General features: G+C 67.3%; 19 protein-coding genes and 1 riboswitch. Of the genes, 8 read left to right on the plus strand and 11 right to left on the minus strand.

What is annotated here, in order from left to right; genetic code table 11:
* Positions 1-33: 33 nt before the first annotated feature.
* From LWW89_RS02545 to LWW89_RS02565, 5 genes are all read left to right on the plus strand, one after another.
* A complete protein-coding gene (locus LWW89_RS02545) occupies positions 34-1,215 on the plus strand; it encodes a PepSY-associated TM helix domain-containing protein (RefSeq protein WP_293260615.1) in 1,182 nt (393 codons plus the stop codon).
* 97 nt (positions 1,216-1,312) lie between these two features.
* Positions 1,313-2,278, plus strand: a complete 966-nt coding sequence (locus LWW89_RS02550) for a ParB/RepB/Spo0J family partition protein (protein ID WP_293260617.1) — start codon at positions 1,313-1,315, stop codon at positions 2,276-2,278.
* Between the two features lie 479 nt (positions 2,279-2,757).
* The gene (locus LWW89_RS02555) at positions 2,758-3,096 is read left to right on the plus strand and encodes a YXWGXW repeat-containing protein (RefSeq protein WP_293260618.1); all 339 of its coding nucleotides are present in this window, start codon (positions 2,758-2,760) and stop codon (positions 3,094-3,096) included.
* Between the two features lie 136 nt (positions 3,097-3,232).
* Positions 3,233-3,799: a hypothetical protein gene (locus LWW89_RS02560; RefSeq protein ID WP_293260619.1), complete on the plus strand. Its 567-nt coding sequence runs from the start codon at positions 3,233-3,235 to the stop codon at positions 3,797-3,799.
* An 83-nt stretch (positions 3,800-3,882) separates the two neighbouring features.
* Entirely contained in the window at positions 3,883-4,272 is a 390-nt protein-coding gene (locus LWW89_RS02565) for a cysteine rich repeat-containing protein (protein ID WP_293260620.1), read from the plus strand.
* A 178-nt stretch (positions 4,273-4,450) separates the two neighbouring features.
* Here LWW89_RS02565 and LWW89_RS02570 read toward each other — a convergent pair whose 3' ends face one another.
* From LWW89_RS02570 to LWW89_RS02585, 4 genes are all read right to left on the minus strand, one after another.
* A complete protein-coding gene (locus tag LWW89_RS02570; RefSeq protein ID WP_293260621.1) occupies positions 4,451-5,416 on the minus strand; it encodes a hypothetical protein in 966 nt (321 codons plus the stop codon).
* 263 nt (positions 5,417-5,679) lie between these two features.
* The gene (ahpF, locus tag LWW89_RS02575) at positions 5,680-7,242 is read right to left on the minus strand and encodes an alkyl hydroperoxide reductase subunit F (protein ID WP_293260622.1); all 1,563 of its coding nucleotides are present in this window, start codon (positions 7,240-7,242) and stop codon (positions 5,680-5,682) included.
* 181 nt (positions 7,243-7,423) lie between these two features.
* Positions 7,424-7,993 carry an alkyl hydroperoxide reductase subunit C gene (gene ahpC, locus LWW89_RS02580; protein ID WP_293260623.1) on the minus strand — a complete coding sequence of 190 codons (570 nt, stop codon included), beginning with the start codon at positions 7,991-7,993 and terminating at the stop codon, positions 7,424-7,426.
* 193 nt (positions 7,994-8,186) lie between these two features.
* Positions 8,187-9,071 (minus strand): acyl-CoA thioesterase, encoded by an 885-nt coding sequence (locus LWW89_RS02585; protein WP_293260624.1) that lies wholly within the window; start codon positions 9,069-9,071, stop codon positions 8,187-8,189.
* Between the two features lie 179 nt (positions 9,072-9,250).
* A riboswitch (cobalamin riboswitch) is annotated at positions 9,251-9,468 on the minus strand.
* Positions 9,469-9,671: 203 nt separating this feature from the next.
* On the opposite strand from LWW89_RS02585, the gene LWW89_RS02590 reads away from it, so the two are divergent.
* Positions 9,672-10,832 carry a class I SAM-dependent methyltransferase gene (locus LWW89_RS02590; RefSeq protein WP_293260625.1) on the plus strand — a complete coding sequence of 387 codons (1,161 nt, stop codon included), beginning with the start codon at positions 9,672-9,674 and terminating at the stop codon, positions 10,830-10,832.
* 19 nt (positions 10,833-10,851) lie between these two features.
* Here the strand turns inward: LWW89_RS02590 and LWW89_RS02595 are convergent, their stop codons facing one another.
* Positions 10,852-11,196, minus strand: a complete 345-nt coding sequence (locus LWW89_RS02595; protein WP_293260626.1) for a carboxymuconolactone decarboxylase family protein — start codon at positions 11,194-11,196, stop codon at positions 10,852-10,854.
* A gap of 152 nt (positions 11,197-11,348) precedes the next feature.
* On the opposite strand from LWW89_RS02595, the gene LWW89_RS02600 reads away from it, so the two are divergent.
* Complete coding sequence (locus LWW89_RS02600) at positions 11,349-12,281, plus strand: VTT domain-containing protein (RefSeq protein ID WP_293260627.1); 933 nt, start codon at positions 11,349-11,351, stop codon at positions 12,279-12,281.
* On the opposite strand, the gene LWW89_RS02605 is transcribed toward LWW89_RS02600, so the two are convergent.
* The 3 genes from LWW89_RS02605 to LWW89_RS02615 all read right to left on the minus strand — a co-directional run bounded on the left by LWW89_RS02605 (position 12,278) and on the right by LWW89_RS02615 (position 14,850).
* Positions 12,278-13,033 carry a hypothetical protein gene (locus LWW89_RS02605; RefSeq protein WP_293260628.1) on the minus strand — a complete coding sequence of 252 codons (756 nt, stop codon included), beginning with the start codon at positions 13,031-13,033 and terminating at the stop codon, positions 12,278-12,280. The genes LWW89_RS02600 and LWW89_RS02605 overlap by 4 nt on opposite strands.
* A 4-nt stretch (positions 13,034-13,037) precedes the next feature.
* Complete coding sequence (locus tag LWW89_RS02610; RefSeq protein WP_293260629.1) at positions 13,038-13,370, minus strand: thioredoxin family protein; 333 nt, start codon at positions 13,368-13,370, stop codon at positions 13,038-13,040.
* 163 nt (positions 13,371-13,533) lie between these two features.
* Complete coding sequence (locus LWW89_RS02615; protein WP_293260630.1) at positions 13,534-14,850, minus strand: hypothetical protein; 1,317 nt, start codon at positions 14,848-14,850, stop codon at positions 13,534-13,536.
* A 286-nt stretch (positions 14,851-15,136) separates the two neighbouring features.
* Between LWW89_RS02615 and LWW89_RS02620 the strand changes: the two genes are divergently transcribed.
* Positions 15,137-16,111: a helix-turn-helix domain-containing GNAT family N-acetyltransferase gene (locus LWW89_RS02620; protein ID WP_293260632.1), complete on the plus strand. Its 975-nt coding sequence runs from the start codon at positions 15,137-15,139 to the stop codon at positions 16,109-16,111.
* A 26-nt stretch (positions 16,112-16,137) separates the two neighbouring features.
* Here the strand turns inward: LWW89_RS02620 and LWW89_RS02625 are convergent, their stop codons facing one another.
* The 3 genes from LWW89_RS02625 to lipA all read right to left on the minus strand — a co-directional run bounded on the left by LWW89_RS02625 (position 16,138) and on the right by lipA (position 19,743).
* Complete coding sequence (locus LWW89_RS02625) at positions 16,138-17,850, minus strand: acyl-CoA dehydrogenase family protein (RefSeq protein WP_293260634.1); 1,713 nt, start codon at positions 17,848-17,850, stop codon at positions 16,138-16,140.
* A 41-nt stretch (positions 17,851-17,891) separates the two neighbouring features.
* Entirely contained in the window at positions 17,892-18,524 is a 633-nt protein-coding gene (locus tag LWW89_RS02630; RefSeq protein WP_293260636.1) for a TetR/AcrR family transcriptional regulator, read from the minus strand.
* Positions 18,525-18,801: 277 nt separating this feature from the next.
* On the minus strand, positions 18,802-19,743 hold the full coding sequence (gene lipA, locus LWW89_RS02635; RefSeq protein WP_293260638.1) for a lipoyl synthase: 942 nt from the start codon (positions 19,741-19,743) through the stop codon (positions 18,802-18,804).
* Between the last annotated feature and the right edge of the window lie 13 nt (positions 19,744-19,756).

A 19,756-nucleotide genomic window follows, 5' to 3' on the forward strand; every position in this document is an offset into this window, starting at 1 on the left:
TTTTTACCCCGACCAACCTAAATCCCCGATCCCATGCGCATCCGCCGCCTGTGCTCCCTGCTGCACCGCTACACCGGCCTGGCCCTGGCCGCTTTGGTGGGCCTCGCCGCCGTCACCGGCAGCCTTCTCGTCTTCACCCCGGAACTGGACCGGCTGCTCAATCCGGAGCTGCTCACCATCGCCCCACCTCGGGCGGATGCCGTGCCCCGGCCCCTGGCCGAGCTGCTCGACACTGCCCGGCGCAACCATCCCGCCCACCAAGCGGTGTCCATTACCCCGCCGGCCCGCCCGGGCGATGCCACGGCGGTATGGCTGAAACAACCCCGGGCCGGCGAGCCGGGGCGCTTCGACTGGCTCCAGGCCCTGTTCGACCCCTACAGCGGCCGCGAGCTGGGCGCCCGGGAACGCAGCCGCATCGACTTCAGCCGGACCGGCCTGCTGCACCTCGTCAACCACCTGCACGGCCAGTTGCTGCTCGGCGAGTTCGGCCTGTGGCTGATGGCCGGCGCCGCCCTGGCCTGGAGCCTCACCTCCCTGGTCGGCCTTTACCTGTGGTGGCCGGGCCGGCGCAAGCTGCGCCTAGCCCTGACGGTCAAGCGCAATGCCGGAACGGGGCGCCTGCTGTTCGACCTGCACCGGGCCGCCGGCTTCTACACCCTGCCCGTGCTGCTCGTCCTGGCCGTCACTGGCATGTACATGGCCCGGCCCGCCACCGTGAAGCCGGTGGTGGGCTGGTTCGCCCCCCTGGACGCGGACAAGCCGCCCCGGGTCGAGCCACGCTCCGGCCAGGCACCCCTGACCCCGGACGAGGCGGTGGCCGCCGCCCAGGCCGCCCTGCCCCAGGGCGCCCTCAAGCGCATCGGCCTGCCCCAATCGCCCCGGGACGCCTACGCCGTCTCGTTCCTGCTGCCTGGCGAGGTGCGCCGCCCCAGCGGCGGCCGCAGCACGGTGTGGGTCGATCCCTGGCGCGGCGACGCGCTGCGGGTCAAGGACGCCACCCGCCTGCCCGCCGGCGAGGCCTATCTGGCCTGGCAGACACCCCTGCACACCGGCAGCGCTTTCGGCCTGCCCGGCCGCCTGCTGGTGGCCGCCGCCGGCCCCCTGGCCTTGCTGCTGGCCGCCACCGGGGTGCTGATGTGGCTGCGCCGGGGCAAAAAGCCCAAAGCAGCCGGCCAGGCGGTGCGTCCGCTGGAAACCGCCGCCGTCAAGCCTTGAAAACCCTGGCAAAAAGTCGCACCATGCCGCCCCTTTTTGCCCCCGCCCACGGCGGGGGATTTTGTTTTCTTCTTTTGCTTCGTTTGCAGGAACGGCCATGGCCTTCAAGGACACCCCACCCGATTTCAAGCTGATCGACTTGGCGTTGATCGACCCGGACCCGGAACACCCGCGCAAGCAGGTGGATACCGCCGGACTGAAGGCCCTGGTGGCCTCGATCCAGGCCAAGGGGCTGATCCAGCCCCTGATCGTGCAACCCGCCGGTAGCGACGGCCGGCATCGGCTCATCGTCGGCGAACGCCGCTGGCGCGCCGCCATGCTCGCCGGCGAAACCCGGGTGCCGGCCCTGGTGCGCCCCTGCGCCGCGGAGGAGGCCCTGGAGATCCAGGTCTTCGAGAACCTGGGCCAGGGCGTGCGCGCGCCCTTGGAGAGCCGGGAGATGGCCAACGCCATCCAGGCCATCGCCCAGCGCTTCGACAGCCGCGAAGCCGCCGCCGAGCACTTCGGCCGGCCCCAATCATGGCTCACCCAGGCCACCGCCGCCGCCAACCTTTCGCCCAAGGTCAGCGCCCTGCTCGACTCGGGCAAGATCACCAGTACCGCCACCGCCATCCAGTTGGAAAAGCTGGCGCAGAAGAACGAGGCCCGGGTGGATACCCTGATCGAACAGGTGCAGGACGGCGCGAAGCTGGCCAAGCAGGCGGTGGAAAGCGCCCTCTCTGCCGAGGGCCTGAAGCGCGGTCGCAAGAAGGCGGAAGCGTCCGAAGCACCGGCTCCTGCCGCTGCGGCGGCCGGCGGACACGGCGATGGGGCCGGGGCAGCCGCAGCCGCTGTACCGGGCCAACCCGGTGCCGCCGCTGAGTCCGGTGCAGCCACCGCGCCTGCCGCTCCGGCCAAGCCCTCCGCGGCCGAGGCACCGGCCACCCCGCGCCACATCAATCCGGGTAAGGCTCGCCGTGCCGCCCAGCTGCTGGGGCTGTCCGACGACGACAAGGACGCCTTGCTGGCCCGCCTGATCGACGAATTCCTGGCCCTCAAGGGCGAGTCCGACCCACCCTTCTGATCGTCGCTCCGGTAGCCCCGCGCCATGGCGCGGGGCGGCTTGCCGCTCCCTAATCCCCCATCCCCGTTTCTCCCCTTCCTCCGCCGGCCGCCTGGGCCGGCGGACGGCATCCCGGCCAGTTCGGCCAACTCGGCTTCGGCCGGTCATCCCGCCGGTCTTAAGCAGCCCCATTCCTCGCCCCCGCCCGTGGCGGCGCCCACGCGCCATGCCCCATGGCAAGGCGGCCGGGCCGTTCTGTATCGAAATCCTTACATTTTTTTACGCGCTTTCGGCGTGATGGCCGCGTTTCAGGTCAGATCACGGTCAAACGTCAGGATTAATGTGATTTCGCCCCAGCCAGGACGGTCGCCCCCCGGCCCTCAACCCTGGCGTAATGGCTGCATTGGCAGGGAGTTACCGGAAAGCGACGGCGCTTTTGCGCCACGCTCCGCCGATTCCACACCAAGCCGCCATTTACGGGTTTTTATCCGATATCGCATATGAACAAGCCATCCGCCTTCCTCGTCCCGCTGCTGGCCTGCACCCTGGCCCTGGGCGCCTGTACCGTGGTGCCGCCCCGGGTGACGATCAGCGGCCCCAGCGTGGCCGTGGTCGCCCCTGTGGCCCCGCCGCCGCCCCGAGTGGAAGTGATCCCCGAGGCTCCGGGCCGTGATTTCTTCTGGGTGCCCGGCTACTGGCACTGGGAAGGCAACCAGCACCGCTGGATCGAGGGCCACTGGGAACGCCACCGGGAGCGGGAGCACTGGGTGCCCCACCGCTGGGACCGGGGTGACCAGGGCCAGTGGCGCCTGAGCGGCGGTTACTGGCACCACGACTGATCCGATTCCACCGGCAACGGGGAGGCAGTTGCGCCCCGGCCGCCCTAGCCGTCTTGCCTGACACCGACCGAGCCTTCACGCAGTCCCCGCCACGCCCAGGCGCCATCGCAATGCGCCGCCCTATCAGGAGAACGCCATGCTGATCCGCAAGACCCTTATCGCCCTCGCCGTGTGCACCCTGTGCGCCGGCGCCGCCTTCGCCCAGACCAGCACCAGCCCGACCCCGCCGAGCGGCGGCAACCCGGCCGTGAACCAGGATAACCGCGACATCCGCCAGGATCGCCGCGATCTGCGCCAGGACAATCGGGACATCCGCCAGGACCGCAGCAACATCGCCAACGACCGGACCGACCTGCGCCAGGACCGCAACCAGCTCAACCAGGACCGCAGTGCCGACCAGCAGGCCGCCGCCCAGCGCCGCCAGGACCTGAACACCCTGCGCAACGACCGCCAGAGCGGCAACTCCACCGCCCTCGCCCAGGACCGCCAGAACCTGCGCCGCGACGATTCCACCCTGCGCCAGGACAACCGGGCAGTGCAGCGGGATCGCCGCGACATCGGCAACGACCGCCGCGACCTGCGCCAGGACCGCCAGGATCTGCACACCGACCGGGCCGACCGCCGCCAGGACCACCGTGACCTGAACGCCGACCGGGCAGAACGCCGCAACGACGCCCGCGCCGCCCGCCCGCACCGGGGCTGAGCGCCGCCCAGGACGCCCTTGCCGGCCCCGGAAGGTTCGCGCCTCCGGGGCCGTTTTACATCCTCCGCCCCTCAGGTGACGCCATGTTCCGCAACTCCCCCCGTACCGCCCTCCGCCGCGCCCTGCCCCTGCTCCTCGCCCTCGCCGGCCTGCCCGCGATCGCCCAGGCCCAGACGCCCCCCGCCTGCCAGGCCGACGTCCAGAAGTTCTGCCCCGGCTCCGGCCCCGCCCAGGAATGCCTGCTCGACCACCAGCAGGACATTTCCGACGGCTGCTACAACGCCCTCAAGCAGCGCCTGGACAACCAGCGCGGCCTGGCCGCCTGCAAACAGGACGTAGGCCGCCTCTGCCAAGGCGTCCAACCCGGCGGCGGCCGCATCGTGAACTGCCTGCTGGACCACCAGAAGGAAGTATCGGACGGGTGCTACGACATGCTGGCGAAGCGGATAGAGAAGGGGAATAAGCGGCAGTGATTGGAAGAGCTATGCGATAGAAGAGTTATTTCCCATCCCTCTCGATATAATGGATTAATTGCACCATAGACTTCGTTATGAAAATAAAAATTGAAACCATGAACAGATACAGAGCTTAAAATCGCCGAACTCGTAAAAAGGCACACACAAATCCGGGAAACAGAAGGCCAGCCTTTATTTAAAAAATGGAATATTTCACTTGAATTCCTTTCAAATAATCTGACGCCTTATCTTTTTGTTGAGAACTGGGAACAGCAGAAGAGCAGCCCCCAATAACAAGGCCATATGTTTGGTCGATTGCGCTTATGGAAGGATCGCTAGACTGCTTGTACTTTGCCTTTGCATCATTGCAACTTCTTCCATCCTTGATTTGCTGTAGTGCGAAAGCTGAAGCAACATTACTCCTCAAGTTATCCTGTTCTTCGCTGGCAACGATTCCCAAACGGGCCATTGATGGAGTTGTAGCTGCATCAGCCGTTAGTTTTATAAGATCACTGTGAATTTTTGCGAACTCGCCATAAGTCTCAACATTCAACTCTTTACCAGAAATCCCTGCAATTAGTGTTGGTATTTGCGGGTTTGAGAACCCAAAAATCTGCACCTGCACTGAGTTGCTCTTCCCCCCAATAGTTGCATTGGCAGCAATAGCAGGCAGGCTCAGATTTGCTTGTGAATCAAAGTTGGCTATAGTGATTACAGTACGAATTGTCTGCCCGTATAGAAGCCTTGTTTGGCTATCTGTAGCAAGGCATTCTTTTGTTCGAGAATAATCCTGCACCAGTACCATTTGATTACCTGTTGCCGTTACGTTTGCCACAGGCACTCCAAGTTTTACTGCAGCAGAACTAGCCAGTAGCACTCGCTTATAATCGAATGATCCAGATACGTCATTTGTAGTTGGCACTGGCGAGCATTCTGGAAATACTGCGGCCTTATCAGGTGTCAATGTTGATAGCAGCCTAACGTCAGCGCTAATTGAATCTAGCCCCAGGCGCTTAGTTAGTAGATTTTTTGTGGAAGCAGTTATTTCCCCACTTTTACTCTTTACTGCAGGGTCTATCGGAACATACATTTGTGCCCTTGCGGGAGCAAGAATAAACAACATCAGGACAACGCTGACAGTCACGCTGAAAAAATTTCTCATGAGACCCTCCTTATCAAGAACAAAAATAGAGTACCTTGTAATATCTCCGATCTAATGCAGTCACTGCTGATGTCATCAGCCATATTTCTATATATGTTTAGCACTTCATCCTAGTAACCAATCAATAAAATGTCAAAAGCATTTACCAATATAGTGATAGCATCTACTCTTCAGACGTAATACCAGTTCCACACACGCAACCAAAAACAAAAAGCCCGCCCCAGTTCCCCGGGGCGGGCTTTTTGTTGCTGCGGCGGTAAAACTTACGCCGTCACTGACGTGCGGATCAGGTGGTCGAAGGCGGCGAGGCTGGCCTTGGCGCCTTCGCCCATGGCGATGATGATCTGCTTGTAGGGCACCGTGGTGCAGTCGCCGGCGGCGAAGACGCCGGGGATCGAGGTCTGGCCCTTGTCGTCGATGATGATCTCGCCTCGGCTGGACAGCTCCACCGTGCCCTTGAGCCAGTCGGTGTTGGGCAGCAGGCCGATCTGGACGAAGATGCCTTCCAGTTCCACCTTCTTCGTTTCACCGCTCGCCCGGTCCTTGTACACCAGGCCGTTGACCTTCTGGCCGTCGCCGGTGACTTCGGTGGTCTGGGCCTGGGTGATGACGGTGACGTTGGGCAGGCTGTAGAGCTTCTTTTGCAGCACGGCGTCGGCGCGAAGTTCGGCACCGAATTCCAGCAGGGTGACGTGGGCGACGATGCCGGCCAGGTCGATGGCCGCTTCCACACCGGAGTTGCCGCCACCGATCACCGCCACGCGCTTGCCCTTGAACAGGGGGCCGTCGCAGTGGGGGCAGTAGGCCACGCCCTTGGTGCGGTACTCGGCTTCGCCGGGCACGCCCATCTCGCGCCAGCGGGCGCCGGTGGAAAGGATCACCGTCTTGCTCTTGAGCACCGCGCCGTTGGCCAGGGTGACCTCGGCGGGCTTGCCGTCGGCGGCGGGCTTGAGGCCCACGGCGCGTTGCAGGTTCATGATGTCCACGTCGTAGTCGCGCACGTGCTGTTCCAGGGCCATGGCCAGCTTGGGGCCTTCGGTTTCCTTCACCGAGATGAAGTTCTCGATGCCCAGGGTGTCGAGCACCTGGCCGCCGAAGCGCTCGGCCGCCACGCCGGTGCGGATGCCCTTGCGGGCGGCGTAGATGGCGGCGGCGGCGCCGGCCGGGCCGCCCCCCACCACCAACACGTCGAACACGTCCTTCTGGGCGATCTTCTCGGCGGCCCGGGCGGCGGCACCGGTGTCGAGCTTGGCGATGATTTCGCCCAGTTCCATGCGGCCCTGGCCGAACAGTTCGCCGTTGAGATAGACGGCGGGCACGCCCATGATCTGGCGGTCTTCCACTTCCTGCTGGAACATGCCGCCGTCGATCATCACCGCTTCGAAGCCGGGGTTGAGCACGGCCAGGGTGTTGAGGGCCTGCACCACGTCCGGGCAGTTATGGCAGGACAGGGAGACGAAGGTCTCGAAGCTGAACTTGCCTTCCAGGCCCTTGATCTGCGCGATCACGTCGGCTTCGATCTTGGGCGGGTGGCCGCCGCTTTGCAGCAGGGCCAGCACCAGGGAGGTGAACTCGTGGCCCATGGGGATGCCGGCGAAGTGGATGCGCGGGGTCTCGCCGGCCTTGGCGATGGCGAAGGACGGGCGGCGGGCGGCGGTGCCGTTCTCGCGCAGGGTCACCTTGGGCGACAGTTCGGCGATATCCAGCAGCAGGCCGCGCATTTCCTGGGCCTTGGCAGAATCGTCCAGGGAGGCCACGAGTTCGATGGGCTGGACGAGCTTTTCAAGGTAGGCCTTGAGCTGGGTCTTGATGTTGGTGTCGAGCATGGCGGTCTCCCGAAGAATCTGGAATCTGGATGAGAATTTGAGAATTGCAGGGGGAAAGCGTCTGAGCCTGATGGCAGGCGCCTTGCCGCTGGGATCCCGGAACCGGGCAACATCTTGCCCGCCCCCCGGGCCGGGGCCCGGGGGTTGGTTCCTGCTTGGGGTTGGGGTGCTGCGGTGGCGCTTAGATCTTGCCGACCAGGTCCAGGGACGGGGCCAGGGTGGCGTCGCCTTCCTTCCACTTGGCGGGGCAGACTTCGCCCGGGTGGGAGGCCACGTACTGGGCGGCCTTGACCTTGCGCAGCAGCTCGGCGGCGTCGCGGCCGATGCCACCGGCGTTGATCTCGATGATCTGGATCTTGCCCTGGGGGTCGATCACGAAGGTGCCGCGCTCGGCCAGGCCGGCTTCTTCGATCATCACGCCGAAGTTGCGGGTGATGGCGCCGGTGGGATCGCCGATCATCGGGTAGGTGATCTTGCCGATGGTCTCGGAGCTGTCGTGCCAGGCCTTGTGGGTGAAGTGGGTGTCGGTGGAAACGGAGTAGATTTCCACGCCCAGCTTCTGGAACTCGCCGTAGGTGTCGGCCAGGTCGCCCAGTTCGGTCGGGCAGACGAACGTGAAGTCGGCGGGGTAGAAGAAGACCACGGACCACTTGCCCTTCAGGTCGGCGTCGGAGACCGGCACGAACTTGCCGGCGTGGAAGGCGGTGGCGTTGAACGGCTTGATTTCGGTGTTGATCAGGGAGGTGCTCATCTGTGATTCTCCTTAGCTGGTTGTGGCAAATCGGGTTGGGGTTGGGTGCTGCGATGGGTGAATCTTAGGGGCCCTCCGTCAGTTAATCCAGTCAATTGTATTCATATTGAAAATAGCAAAAGACTATAAATCGCCCATCCCCGCCCCGGACCGACCCTGCCCTGGGGCCGGGCGGTCCTCGCCCAGTGCCGGATCAGCCCGGGTGCGTGCCGCGGAACGGCTGGGGCACCGGCGTGGGACGTCCATCGTAGCCCACCGCCACCAGCACGAAGCGGCCCCGGGTGCACAGGCGGCGCCGGCCGCTCAACAGGTCTTCGCCGTACATCAGCACATCCACGGTCATCGAAGTGTTGCCCACCGCCACCACCCGGGCGGCGAGATCGACGATCTCGCCTTCCAGCACCGGGGCGTGGAAGTCGATGCGCTCGGAAGCGGCCATCACCACCGGCAGCCGGGCGTAACGCGTGGCGGCCACCATGGCGGCCTTGCCCAGGCGGGCCAGGGCCTCGCCGCCGAACAAGGTACCGTGATGGTTGGTATGGCCGGGGAAGACGATCTCCACAAGGTGGGTGACCGGCCCCAGGCCCGCCAGGACCACCGGGTCCGGGGCTGCCGGCGGGGTAGCGCTGCCCTCGCCCACCGCCACCAGCACGAAGCGGGCGGTGGCGCAGGTTTCCCGTGTCCCCCGGGTCATGTCCTCGGCGGCCAGCACCACTTCCACCTCCACCGAGCGGTTGCCGCGGCGCGCCACCCTGCCCGACAGCTCCACCAGCCGCCCCTGGGGGATCGGGCGGAGGAAGTCGATGGCCCCGGTGCTGGCGGTGACCATGGGGCGCCGGGTTTCCCGGGTGGCGACGAGAAAGGCCAGCTTGTCCATCATCGCCAGGGCGGCGCCGCCGAAGAGGGTGCCGTGGTGGTTGGCCTGGTCGGGAAAGACCACGTCCACCAGCACCGTGGGCGACGGCGCCGGCAGGGTGTCAGCGGCGGGAACGGAAGAATCGGGGAAATCGTGGGAATCGAGGGGTCGAGCGGTGGCCGTCCCCGCGACGGCGGCCTGCTCCAGTGCTTCCATGCGCATGCGCATCTCCTGAAGGGTGCGGAGCGGGCGTGGCCGGAACGACGGGAGCGAAAGCGGCAGGCCACCCGGACGGGCGGCCATGACGGACCGGCGCAGCCGCAGGGAGCGGACGCCGGGCCAGGACAGCGGTTGCAGATGCGCGCATTCCATTCCTCCGGGGACACCCCGCCCCACTTGGATTGATGAAAGAACGCCGCGGCAGGTCTCCTGGCTTGCGGGTCGCCGTATCGCGCCAGCCTTCCCGGCATGACATCGCCAGTGGCAAAGAATGGGCGCGACACTCGCCGCTTACAGTTGCGGGGGCAGCTCCGGACTGGGATTCGGGGAGGTTTCCCCCAATCCGCACCGGATTCCCTTTTCATCCCCGGGACGGGGAACCGAAGCCCGGGCAGGGTAGCGCGCTGCGGTGCAGCACGTCAAACGGGCACCAGGCGGCGGCCCTTGCGGCAAACGCCGGACGAGCCCGCACCGCCATGCCTCGCCGTACCGGCACCGTGTCGTTGTGCAGCAACGCCCCCCGCGCGTTGCTCCGGGCCCGGGGCCTCTCTACAATCGCCGCTCCCGGGGCAGCCGCCCCGCCTTACCGAGCGTGGCCCCGTCATGAGCGACATCCCCCAACTCTGCTGGACCGACGGCGACGGCCACCACAGCGCCCGCTGGCGCTCGGAAAACGGCAGCCCACCGCCCAAGAAGGTGCAGCTCGCCGACGACACCCTGAACGCCGACGCCGCCTACCGGCTGGCCTGCGAGGGCACCGCCCTGCTCTGGCGCGGCGACTTCCACAACGCCCGGCAGTTGCTCCAGGCCCTGGCCCGGCGCGCCGACAAGCCCAGCCCGGCGGCGCGCAAGAAGGCCAAGGCCCCCGGGACCGCCACGCCCCCCACCCCGGCTGAAGCCTTCCACCGCCACCGCCAGACCCAGGGGGAACGGGCCCGGGTGCTGGGGAAGGTGCTGATTCCCCTGGATGCCGACTACCGCATCCCCCTGCGCCGCGCTCCGGACGTGGCCGCCGCCTGCCTGGAAGCCTACGGCCCGGCGGACGGCCCCTCGGTGCTGTCGCTGCGCGAACTGCTCGGGCTGGTGGGCGCCCACGAGTGGCGCAAGAAGGGGGTGGAGATTGGCGCCCTGGGCGGACGCATCCACCCCTACTACGGCGTTTTTTCGCCGGTGCGCGGCGAGTACGTGGACCTGGTGGCGAGCGTGCCCCTGCCCAGCCCGGCGCCGGCCCTGGCCTTCGACATCGGCACCGGCAGCGGCGTACTGGCGGCAGTGCTGGCGCGGCGCGGCATCCCGCGCATCGTCGCCACCGACCAGGACCCGCGCGCCCTGGCCTGCGCCCGGGACAACCTGGCCCGGCTGGGGCTGGCGCGGCAGGTGGAGGTGATCGAGGCCGACCTGTTCCCGGAAGGCCGGGCGCCCCTGGTGGTGTGCAACCCGCCCTGGGTGCCGGCCAAGCCGACCTCTGCCGTGGAGTACGCGGTCTACGACCCGGACAGCCGCATGCTGCGCGGCTTTCTCGCCGGGCTGGCGGCCCACCTCCCCCCTGGCGGCGAGGGCTGGCTGATCATTTCCGACCTGGCCGAGCACCTGGGGCTGCGCCCCCGGGAGCAACTGCTCGCCTGGATCGCCGAGGCCGGGCTGACGGTGCTCGGCCGCCACGACGTCCGCCCGCGCCACCCCAAGGCCGGCGACCCGGACGACCCGCTGCATGCGGCACGCAGCAAGGAAGTCACCTCCCTGTGGCGCCTCGGCGCCGCCTGAGCGGGGCCGCCGGGAAGGTTCAGCCCTGGGCCTCGGGGGGCGCAATGGCATCCATCACCCGGGCCGAATAGACCAGCGCCGCCCCGGCGTTGAGGGCCACCGCCACGCCCAGGGCCTCGGCGATCTCCTCCCGGCTGGCGCCCTGCTTCAGGGCCGCCGCCGAATGTACGGCGATGCAGCCATCGCAGCGGGTGGTCACCGCCACCGCCAGGGCGATCAGTTCCCGGGTCTTGGCATCCAGGTGGTTGGTGGCCTGGCCGGCATTGCTCAGGGTCTGATAGCCCTTGACCGTCTCCGGGCTGAGGCCGGCGATTTCGCCGATGCGGGTAACCAGCTGCTTGCGGTAGGTTTTCCAGTCCAGCATGTCGATCTCCTTGTGAATGCACGGGTGCCCCGCAGGGCACCCCGGTGTCGACAGTATGCGCCGCGCAGAAATCCGCTCCACCCATCGTTCCGGCCCGCCGCCCCGGGCCGCTTCGGCTATGCTTGCCCCTCACCCGACCCCGGACCGGCCCCATGGACATCGCCCAGCTCACCACCGCCCTACAGCGCGACGCCGTCTGGGTGGTCTTCCTCAACGTGCTCATGCAGCAGGTGGGGCTGCCGGTACCGGCGGTGCCCACCCTGCTGGTGGCGGGCAGCCTGGCCCTGGCCGGCGGCCAGGCCGGCGCCCTGCTCGGCGCGGCGGTGCTGGCCTCGATGTTTGCCGACTGGCTGTGGTACCTGGCCGGGCGGGCCTTCGGCTACCGGGTGCTGAACGGCCTGTGCCGGCTGTCGATCAACCCCGGGTCCTGCGTATCCGAAACCGAGGGACGCTTCATCCGCTGGGGAGTGTGGTCCCTGGTGGTGGCCAAGTTCGTCCCCGGCTTTTCCACCGTAGCTCCGCCCATCGCCGGCGCCCTGCGCATGCCCCTGCCGAGCTTTCTCGCCGCCGCCGGCCTGGGTGCGGCGCTCTGGGCCGGTGCCGCGCTGCTGGCCGGCTGGCTGCTGCGCGGCCAGGTCCAGGCAGCCATCGCCGCCCTGAGCGCCAACGGCGGCCTGGTGGCGGGGGCCCTGCTGGCCGCCTTCGTCCTGTGGCTGGGTTGGAAGTTCTGGCAGAAATACCGTTTCGAGCGGCTGGCGGCGATTCCCCACATCAGCCCGGCCGAACTGCTGGCGGCCCTGGCCTCTGACCGGCCGCCCCTGCTGCTCGACCTGCGCGGGGCGGCGATGATCGCCGAGACCGGCCCCATCCCCGGGGCCGTGGCCCTGCCCGCCGACCAGCTGTGCCAGACCGCCGCCGCCTGGCCGAAGGACCGGTCCATCGTCACGATGTGCGCCTGTCCCGGGGATGCCACGGCGGTGAAGGTGGCGCGGGAACTGCAACAGCGCGGGCACACCTCGGTGCGCCCGCTCAAGGGGGGCTACGCCGCCTGGCAGGCGGCCGCCCCCGGCGCAACACCGGCCTAGGCGCCCGGCGCCTTGGCGGCCCGATGGACCGGACGCGGCGCGCCGGGGCCCGGGTCGGCGCAGTATTCCTCGATGGCCCGCAACGAGATCGCGTAGGTGTGGCGCAGCTGGGCCTCGTCGTAGCGGTGCTCGGTCCCCACCGGGCAGGCGAGGCGGGCGACGCAGGTGGCCTTGCAGCGGGAATCATCGCGGCGGCGGTAGGCGATGCAGCGCTCCAGGGCGAACCCCTCCCCCGCCAGGGCGTCGGCCGGGCAGGCGGCGACGCAGGGCCGGCCGGCACAGCTGGCGCAGGGCGGGGCGTGGCGCAGAGGCCGCGTGGGCACCAGGTCGCTGTCGGCGAGCATGGCCAGCCGGTAGGCGTACCAGGTGCCCCAGCCCGGCTGGATGCCGATCATGAAGGGGGTGGGATGGTGCCAGCCGGCCAGCTTGCCCAGGGCCTGGAGCCCCACCGGGGCGTCGCCGGGATAGACGATGCGCCACGCCCGGCCCGGGCAGCGTTCGGCGAACCAGGCGGTGGCGGTGGCGACGCTGAAATCGTCGATGGGGTCCGCCGACGCCAGGCTGGCGGCCTGCACCGCCGTCCACAGGGTCCGGCCGGCGTGGCCGAGCAGGATCAGCTGGCGGTAGCGGCCCGCCGGGTCGAAACGCCGGCGCAGGTCGGCCGCCAGTTCATCGGGCAGGGCATCCAGGTCGAACACGGCCTGGAGATTGAGGCCCGCCCGGTCCAGGGCGGCGAAGTCGTTGGCGCTCATGCGTTCATGCCGGGTCGATCAGGGCCAGGGCCCGGGCGATCTCGTCGGCGTCGTTGGGCCGCACCAGGCGGGCGACCTCTTCACCGTCGCGCAGGAACACCAGGGTCGGCCACAGGGTGACGCGGTAGGCCCGCCCCAGGCGGCGCCCGGGGCCATCCTCAATGACGATGCGACGCACCCCGCCGTGGCCGGCCCAGGCGGTGGCGATCAGGGGCTGGGCGGCCTTGCAGTGGCCGCACCAGGAGGCGCCGAATTCGAGCACGGCCGGCCCGGCCAGGGCCGCGATCTCGGCCCGGGTCGGCTCGGCGTTGGGGGAAGGGGGAGTGGTGGATTGCACGATGGTCGGATGCTCGGGAGCAGAGGCGATCCCGCCGTGGAAGATGGATGCCCGCCAAGCATAGCCCAGCCGACACAGCGGAGCGGCATCCAAAACAAGAAGGCCGAAAAGAAGAAGGCCGGCAGTGCCGGCCCTCTCGCTCCTATCTACCGTAACGCCAGACTCAGCCGTGCAGGGCAGCCAACTGCTTGGCGATCACGTCGTGATTGAGCCACAGCACCGGGCCGCTCGGGGCGCCGGCCTCGTTGAACATGAGCGGGCCGGTGGCCTCGATCACCAGGGCGCTCAGGTGGTCGGTGATCAGGGCGGTGCGCTCCTTATGCAGGGCGGTGATGCCCTCGGCGGTGCCGATCATGCACTCGGCCAGCTCGGGGGTATTGTCCATGGGCCAGGCGTCGAAGTTGCGGAAGCCGACCATGACCGGGTCGGTGTTGTAGCGGTTGAGGGTGGCGAGCACCTCGGCCAGGGAGGCGTCGTCCTTGAGCAGGGCCTGACAGGCCGCCCACTGGGCTTCGCCCCAGGCGCCGCAGCCTTCGCGTTTGAGGGCGTTGAGCAGGGGGACCAGGGACAGTTCCACGCCGACGAAGATGTCGGAGGAGTTGGTGCGGATTTCCGGGCAGTTGAAGACGGTGGCCTTGATGCCCTGGTCCCAGGCGGCCCGGGCGATGTCCTCCAGGCGCTTCTTGGCGTAGCCCTGGGTGTAGTTGGTGTAGGTCTGCCACTGGTACTGGCCGTCGATCAGGATCTCGGTGCCGTGGTAGCCGTAGGCGGTGTAGCGGGTGCTGCCGCCGCTCTTTTCGATGCGCGCGCGCAGGGCGGCGCTGCCCTCGATGAGGTAGCCGAAGGTGTTGGCGGTGACCTCGTCGAAGTTCATCAGGTTGAGCTTGCCAAGATCGGAATCGAGCAGGGCGCGGGAGGACATGAAGCGCTCACCGCGGCCCTTGTAGATGCGGTTGGCGATGGCCAGGAAGACCTTGGCCTTGACCAAGCCGCCGGCCATGGTGTGGGCGAAGAAGACGTTGGCGCCGTCCGGGATCAGACCGTCCAACTGGGCCATGGCCTCGGCCACGCCGGCCTTGAAGCGGGCCACACCGACGGCGCGGCAGGCTTCCACCTGGGCCCAGTCGAGCTTGTCGTCCTGCCAGGTCTTGAGGCCCATGCCGCCGACCATCTCGGTGGGGGTCGGGGTGCCGGCCGGGGCGTCCATGTCGAAGCCGGCCATCAGGGGCACGTTGATGATCTTGCCGCCCAGGTTGGCTTCGGCGGCGGCCAGCTCCTCGTCGGTGAGGCGGCGCAGGGAACCGTCGGACTCGCGCCGGCCCACGGTCATACCGATCAGGGTCATGCCCGCTTCCCGGGCCTGGTTCACCAGGCCGTTGGCGTAACCGCGGCCGAACAGCTCGCCAAACAGGACGAACACGTCGCCCTTGCGGAACAGGGTCTGGTTGCTCAGGTGTCTCAGGCCGACGGGAGCGCTCACGATTGGGTCCTTGCTTGTTCAGTTGGGGCAAGGATTTTACCGCATCCGCCTGACCGCTTCGCCACCGCATGCGGGCCCCGAGCACTCGCCGCCCGGAACCGGCTCGGCTCCGCCCGTGTGCTTTCGGCCGGGTGCGAAGCTGCCGCAAGCACCACTGCGAGGGGGATTGGGGCCATATCCCGGGCCTCGACGGCGCCTGAATGCGCTTCGGTAATTTCTCCGCCGGTTGCCACATACAACCTTATGGTTGTACAAAACAACCATCATTCAACACGAGAGTTGCGCCATGGCGACCGATCCATCCCTTGTCGAAGCGATTCGCTCCGTATCGCGCACGATGGTGCGCGAACTGGGGTTCATGGGCGGGGATTTCGCCGGCACCGATCTTTCGCCCTCCGCCGTGCATGCCCTGATCGAATTGGAGCGGGGCTGCGCCACCGCCCGCGACCTCGGCGCGCGCCTGCGCCTGGAAAAATCCAGCGTCAGCCGGATGCTGCGCAAGCTCGTGCTTGCCGGCGACATCCAGGAAGAGGCCGGGCAGGAGGATGGCCGCGTCAAGCGGCTTTCCCTCACCCCCGCCGGCCACCGGCGCGTCGCGGCAATCCATGCGTTCGCCCGCACCCAGGTGGCCGAGGCCCTTGGCCGGCTCCAACCCGGCCAGGACCGGGCCGTGCTGGAGGGGCTGCGCCTGTATACCGGCGCCCTCGCGTCCCAGGCAGAGGATCTCCCCCCCATTTCTCCCATCGAGATCGTCGGCGGCTACCAACCGGGCCTCATCGCGCGCATCACGGAAATGCACGCCCTCTACTACGCCCGCGCCTCAGGCTTTGGCCAGCGTTTCGAATCGGTCGTGGCCCGCGGCCTGGCGGATTTCTGCGACCGCCTAGAGCGCCCCCGAAACGGGCTGTGGACCGCCCGGCAAGACGGCAAGATCCTCGGCTCGATCGCCATCGACGGCGAGGACATGGGCGAGGGCATCGCCCACCTGCGCTGGTTCATCGTTGACGATGGTGCCCGCGGCGGCGGCGTCGGACGCGGGCTCATCGCCACGGCCCTGGCCTTCGCGGATGAACGGGGTTTCGCGGAAACCCAGCTGTGGACCTTCGCCGGCCTGGCTGCCGCCCGCCACCTCTATGAGACCCACGGGTTTGCCTGCGTGGAAGAAAAGCCCGGCACCCAATGGGGCAGCGAAGTGCTGGAACAGCGCTTCGCCCGGCCCCGGCCCGCAACCGCGCACCCCGAGCCCCTCATGACCCAGTGAGGCCGGGGTTCGCAGCCCGCATCGGTTCAGCGCATCACCCGCGCCCGTTCGACGATCAGGTCCGCCTGGGCCTGGGTGACGCTCGGGCCGAGCGTGCCGAACATGGCGCCCCAGCTGTTCGTACCGCCCCCCAGCCGGGTCTTCATAAACACGTCGATGACTTCCGGCGTCGAATGGCGCAGCAGCTCCGCCCCTTGCAGGGAGCGGGCAATGGCCTCCGCGGCCGGGCGGGCCAGGAATTCGTCCTGGAGCATCGCTTCCAGCAACGGCCCCATGGCATCCACGTAGCCGTCGAAGCGGGCGTCCTGGCCGCGCACGTCGGCCAGTTCGGCAAACAGTGCATCGCGGCAGTTCGCATCCTTGGTCATGGCGCGGCGCACGTCCATGCACATCATGTTGGCGGTGCCTTCCCACACGCTGTTGAGCGGCGCCTCCCGGTACAGGCGGGCCATCGGGCCATCCTCGACGAAGCCGTTGCCGCCGTGGCATTGCAGGGCCTCGTTGGCCACCGCCACCACCCGGGAACAGTTGAAGTACTTCGCCATCGGCGTCGCCACCCGGGCGAACGCCTTTTCCTGCGCATCGCTCTCGATGTAGTCCGTGGCCTTGGCGATGCGCAGCGCCATCAGCGTCGCCGCCTCGACCTCGACCGCCATGTCGGCCAGCACGTTGGCCATCATCGGCCGCTTGGCCAGGGGGGAGCCGAAGCCGCCGCGGGTCGTGGCGTGGTTGAGGGCCAGGGTGAGCACCTGGCGCATCAATCCCGCCGAGCCCACGGCGAAATCCAGGCGGGTCAGGTGGGAGTGGGAAATGATCTCCCGGATGCCGGCGCCTTCCTCGCCGACCCGGATCGCCAAGGTGCCGCTGTACTCGACTTCGCTGCCGGCGTTGGAACGGTTGCCGGCCTTGTCCTTGAGGCGCTGGATGAAGAAGCGGTTGTAGCTGCCGTCGGGCAGCGTGCGCGGCAGGAAGAAGCAGGTCACGCCGCCGTTCACCTTGGCCAGGGTGAAGAAGCCATCGGACTGGGGCACCGAGCAGAACCACTTATGGCCGGTCAGCTCGTACCAGTGGGCAGTGGCGCCGTGGTAATCGGCGGCATGGGAAAACACCGCGGTGGTCTGGGTCTCGCGCAGGTCGGAGCCGCCTTGTTTTTCGGTCATGGCGTAGCCGATGACCACCGACGGCTTGTCGGCCACCTCGCGGCGGCTGTTCTCATAGACCGTGCCCAGGGACTTTTCCGCCCAAATCCGCAGCGCAGGCTCGTGGCAAAAGCCGGCGTAGGAGGCATAGGCCATCCCGGTGGGGCATCCCGTTCCCTGCTCGACCTGGTTCCACAGGTAGGACAGCACCGCCCGGGCGTAGTGGGGATGCTTTTCCGTGGCCGTCCAGGCCAGCGTCGGCACTTCATGTTGCCACGCCAACGACATCAGTTGATGCCAGGCCGGATGGAAATCCACCCAGTCGATGCGGTTACCGAAGCGGTCATGGGTCTTCAGCTCGGGGATGTTGCGATTGGCCTGGCGGGCAAGCTCCTGGATCGCCTCGTCCCCGGCAAGCTGGCCGACGGCCGAGCACTTGGCCGCCGCCCAGGGCGCCTCGCGCCCGATGGCCGCCTTCAGCACGGCGTCGTCGTCGAAGGCGTTGAAGCCGGCCGGCATCGCCGCCTGGTTCTTCACGACATGGGTTGAGAAACGGCCTGCGGCGGCCTTGATGGTCTCTGCCGGGGTGGGGGCGTTCATGGCTGTCTCCTTTGGTATGTGTTTAGTGAAGCGAGGGGGTTCTACCGGGCGACTGCGGCACAGCACACCTCGGCAATCTGCCCGGCCAAGGCATGCACGGCTTCGGGGCCTTGCGGACCCGAAGCGTCGAAATCGGCGTTGAGCGGGGACAGGGGGCCGATCAGGCTTTCCATGAACCCACCAACGATGATCGTGGCGGCGATGCTCGGGTCGAGATCGGCGCGGAACTCCCCACGCTCCTGGCCCTCCTTGACGATGCGCATGATCTGCTTGCTGATGGCATGGCGATAAACCAGGCGCGCCTCGTCGATTTCCTTCTCGCACGGCTCGGCAATCAGGGCATAGGCCAGCCGGCGGTTGCGCATGGCCCGCGCGACGAAGGTCGAGATGGCCACGTGGAGGTTCTGGTGGGGCGAGTCCCCGTTGTCGGCAATGGCCTCCAGCACGTCGACCTCCCGTTGCGAGACGACCGACAGCACCTCGACGAACAAGTCCGCCTTCGAGGGGAAGTAGCGATAGACAGAACCCGTGGCGACACCGGCGGCGGAGGCGACGTGACTGACTTGTGCCTCCCCCCACCCCCCTTCCGAAACCAGCTCGCGGGCAGCCGCGAGGATGCGCTGGCGGTTGTCCGCCAGCCGTGCTTCGACACGTTCGGTTTTACGATAGGCCATGATGAAGTGAATTTTGATTCATTAAGTGAACCATAATTCACAACTTTACCCGGTGCAAGCGTTCGTGCCCAATTTTTCAGCACAGGACCGCATCCATCGCCATATCGATGCCCGCCGTTTCAGGCGGAATGGGTCATTGCGAGCACACACCGCGAGCGGCCGCCAAGGCCGAAGAAAAAACACAAAGGCCGCTCAATGAGCGGCCTTTGTGTTGGCTGGGCGCATGAACTATGCGCTGTCCGAAATAGCGGTGTTCATTCCAATTTATCGATGGAATTTATACAACACCTGCCCCATGGGCCTGCTGATCCGCCCAATAGCTGGAACGCACCATCGGCCCGCAGGCGGCGCCCGAAAAGCCCATCTCCTTGGCCTTTTCCTCAAACATCTTGAAGGTGTCCGGGTGCACGTAGCGCTGTACCGGCAGGTGGTGGTTGGAGGGCGCCAGGTACTGGCCGATGGTGAGCATTTCCACGCCGTGGGCGCGCAGGTCGCGCATCACCTCAAGGATTTCCTCGTCGGTCTCGCCCAGGCCGACCATCAGGCCGGACTTGGTCGGCACGTCCGGGTAGCGGCGCTTGAACTCCTGCATGAAGGTCAGCGAATGCTGGTAGTCGGCGCCGGGCCGGGCGGCCTTGTACAGGCGCGGCACGGTTTCCATGTTGTGGTTGAGGATGTCGGGCAGACCTTCGCCGAGCACGTCCAGGGCGGTATCCATGCGGCCGCGGAAGTCGGGCACCAGGGTTTCGATGGTGGTGCTGGGGGATTGCTCGCGCACGGCGCGGATCACGTCCACGAAATGGCGGGCGCCGCCGTCGCGCAGGTCGTCCCGATCCACGCTGGTGATGACCACGTAGCGCAGCTTGAGGCGGGCCACCGAGTCGGCCAGGTGGGCGGGTTCGTCCGGGTCCGGGGGCAGGGGCTTGCCGTGGCCGACGTCGCAGAAGGGGCAGCGGCGGGTGCAGATGTCGCCCAGGATCATGAAGGTGGCGGTGCCGCGGCCGAAGCATTCGCCGATGTTGGGGCAGGCGGCTTCCTCGCACACGGTGTGCAGCTTCTGCTCGCGCAGCATCTGCTTGATCTCGCCGAAGCGCCCGTCCGGGTTGCCGGCCTTGACGCGAATCCACTCGGGCTTGCGCTGGGGCGCCTGGGGCACGATCTTGATGGGGATGCGGGCGGTTTTCTGTTCGCCCTTTTGCTTGACGCCGGCTTCAGCCATGGGTTGTCTCCGC

The organism is Oryzomicrobium sp. (assembly GCF_021287045.1).
GTDB lineage: Bacteria > Pseudomonadota > Gammaproteobacteria > Burkholderiales > Rhodocyclaceae > Oryzomicrobium.